Annotated in this window: 3 protein-coding genes; all 3 read right to left on the bottom strand. The window is 40.9% G+C overall.

Translation table 11 applies throughout. From position 1 onward, the window contains the following. Positions 1-156: 156 nt before the first annotated feature. Positions 157-1,044: a DUF8832 domain-containing protein gene (locus tag F6K20_RS31795; RefSeq protein WP_287297412.1), complete on the bottom strand. Its 888-nt coding sequence runs from the start codon at positions 1,042-1,044 to the stop codon at positions 157-159. A 16-nt stretch (positions 1,045-1,060) separates the two neighbouring features. Then, positions 1,061-1,534, bottom strand: a complete 474-nt coding sequence (locus tag F6K20_RS31790) for a hypothetical protein (protein ID WP_008186218.1) — start codon at positions 1,532-1,534, stop codon at positions 1,061-1,063. Positions 1,535-1,632: 98 nt separating this feature from the next. Then, the coding region (locus tag F6K20_RS31785) for an efflux RND transporter permease subunit (protein WP_287297410.1) at positions 1,633-3,014 on the bottom strand (1,382 nt) is incomplete at its 5' end.

The following is a 3,014-nucleotide window of genomic DNA, read 5'->3' as shown; positions in this document are numbered from 1 at the left end:
TCAGCTAATGCGCTCCGCGCACGCCTGGCCTTTGGCCACGCTGCTTGAGGTGCGAACAGCTATCAGCCGTGGCCAAAGGCCAAAGGCTGACAGCTGACAGCTGACAGCTGACAGCTGACAGCCAACTGCTGAATGCTTACCAAATTAGATATTTGCTCAAAGTGCATTGACCCAGAAATCAGCAGTTACAATCTCACCATTACGCTTAAATTGACCCCACACTTTATATGTGCCTGTTTCAGGAAATTGGGTAGCAAAACGTATCGGTTCAGTAGTTTTACCTGGAAGTGCGTGAGCATGAATGTAATCAGATGCTGTTATAGATTCTGATTGTTTAACAATTACTAAATGACCAGCTTCTCCCAAATAAGTTTGTAAATCATTCACCGGCTTATTATTAGCAGCATCTTTTAACTTAAAGCTAATCATAACTTCTTCATTCGCCTGAACTTTGGGTTTATCAAAACTCAGCTCAACCTTGGTATTGCCAAAGACTTTAGTATTTTTAATTTCTATATCACTTAGAGATGAAGTAGTGCCTGGTGCTTTTACTTTTACTACAGACACTCGCTCTGGGTTTCCGCTTGGTTTGTAATCGCTAAAAAGAGTATAATCACCAGGTTTAGGAAAATTAGCTTCAACTTCAAACCTTCCATTACCTTTGTACTCAGGATGAATATGATCGTAAAAATCCAGATCATCACTGACGACAATTAAATGCATTATTTTTTCTTGGAAAACCTCAAAATCAGGAACAGCATTTCCCTCAGAGTCTTGAATATCAATTACCAAACTATTTGGTTTATCTAAAGTAATTTTTGAAGGAGTCGTTAGTATAGCTTTAGTCTTTACTGATGGTTTATTTCCGTGACCATGGCTACCATGGTGATGACCATGCTCATTGTGATTATGGTGACCATGGTGTTTATCTCCCTCAACAGATGCATCTCCAGATTGCCCTAGTGTTGAACAACTTTGAGCCAACAATAAAGTAGAACTAACTAGTAATGCGCTAACCAAACGATTCATGATGTCTTTACCCACAAAAGTTATTCAATATTTATTGTTTAAAGGAAAAGCGACCGTTGATTTTTTTCCCGTTAATGTCAGTTTGAATGACCACCTTATATTCCCCAGTAGCTTTCCCTGGTAAAAAAGCAGCGTAATGTTTACCAGCCTGATCATAGCTGAAATCTAGATTCTTTTGTTCACCATTTGGTAACTGGATTTGAGCCTTGACTTTGGCATTAGATACACTTTTGTGTTCCTCACCCTGTTGTAGAAAAAAGTCTAAGTGAATTCCCTGTTTTTCTACGATAGGCAACAATTCTAAATGATAAAGGCCAGATTCAATGATTTGACCACCTTGGGAGTAACCATCACCATGGCTGGAGGAATCAACCTTCTCAGTTTTGGTGACAGTTTCTGAAGAGGTAGTTTGAGTAGTCTCTTTTGTACTATTGCCACAGGAGGCTAAAAATATCAATCCCAAACTAGATAGAACAATTAAATTTGACTGCAACCACGAACCCATAGTTTTACTCCTTTCAAACTAATTTATTTTTTTGATAACCAGTAAAAAAGTTGATACTGACTAAGCTTACCGCTGACAGCTTACAGCTGACTACTTACCTATTGACCCACCACTGAACCACGTTTAAAGGATGAATTTAAGTCTTCAGGTGAAATACCAGAATTGATGGGTTTAGATATGAAAAAGCGACCAAACTGAGCATACAAAGCTGGTAATACCAATAAGGTTAAAGCTGTAGAAGTAAACAATCCTCCCAGCACAACTATTGCCAATGGCTGTAAAATTTCTTTCCCTGCCCCCGTGCCAATTACGAGAGGAACCATCCCTAAAGCTGAAGTCAACGCCGTCATTAAAATTGCCACTAATCGTTCCGTTGAACCTTCAATAATCACTTGACTCAAAGGCATTCCCTGAGCCAATTTATTGTTGTAATTATCTACCAGAAGTAAACCATTGCGGGTAGCAACACCAAAGAGAGTGATAAACCCTACCATGGAAGCAACAGAGACAATACCACCACCGAGGGCAACGGAAAAAATTCCCCCAGTTAATGCTAGAGGTAGATTGAGCATAATCATCACTGTTGCTGAAATTGACTTGACAGCAAAGTACATTAAAACAGCAATTACAATCAGTGCCAGAGTACCGAATACTAGTAAATTTTGGGATGCTCGTTGTTCTGATTCAAACTGTCCTCCATATTGGATAAAGTAGCCAGAAGGTAATTGTACTCTCTCCTTGACTGTGGCTTGAATCTCTTCAACTACACTACCTAAATCTCGATCAGCAACGTTAGCTGAAACCACAATCAGCCGAGAAACATTTTCGCGGTTGATGGTGTTTGGTCCCTTACCATAACTAATGTTAGCAACTTGGGCAAGAGGAATTTTAGTGCCCGTGGGAGTGTCAACTAGGAGGTTGCTAATGGTATTAAGATTATTGCGGTATTCGGCTTTCAACCACACTACTAAATCAAATAACTGTTGCTCTTCCAGTACCTGCGACACGACTTTACCATTGAGAGCAGTTTCAACAATTTCTGCCAGCTGACCAACACTAAGACCATAACGAGCAGCAGCAGCGCGGTCAAACTTAATTTGCACCTGTTTGATCGGAATTTGGGGTTCAAGAATTAGATCCACCACACCAGGAATATCTTGCATCCCATCTCGAACTTGAGCACCAATAGTTCGTAATTCGGAAAGTTCCGGACCAAAAATTTTTACTGCGATCGCACTCCTGACTCCTGAGAGGACTTCATCCATGCGGTGGGAAATAAAACCACCAATACTAGGAGCTACCCCTGGTAACTTGGCAAATTCCTCACGCAGTTTCTCAATCGTTGCTTTTCGGTCTTTCATCCCCTCCTCTGAAATTTCCACATCCAAATGGCCGAGAGTAACACTACCAGCATCAGCATCACCGGGAGCACGCCCTGAACGTAACTGCACTGACTCAAACCGGGGGTCATCTTTGAGAA

Source organism: Moorena sp. SIO2C4 (genome assembly GCF_010672485.1).
Lineage (GTDB): Bacteria > Cyanobacteriota > Cyanobacteriia > Cyanobacteriales > Coleofasciculaceae > Moorena > Moorena producens.
Note: the sequence above shows the minus strand (reverse complement) of the source record. Positions and strands in the feature narration are given on the sequence as shown.

What these genes read in the sequence shown, in the direction of transcription:
- F6K20_RS31790 (WP_008186218.1), bottom strand. Translation starts at nt 1,534, where the DNA reads ATGGGTTCGTGGTTGCAGTCAAATTTAATTGTTCTATCTAGTTTGGGA.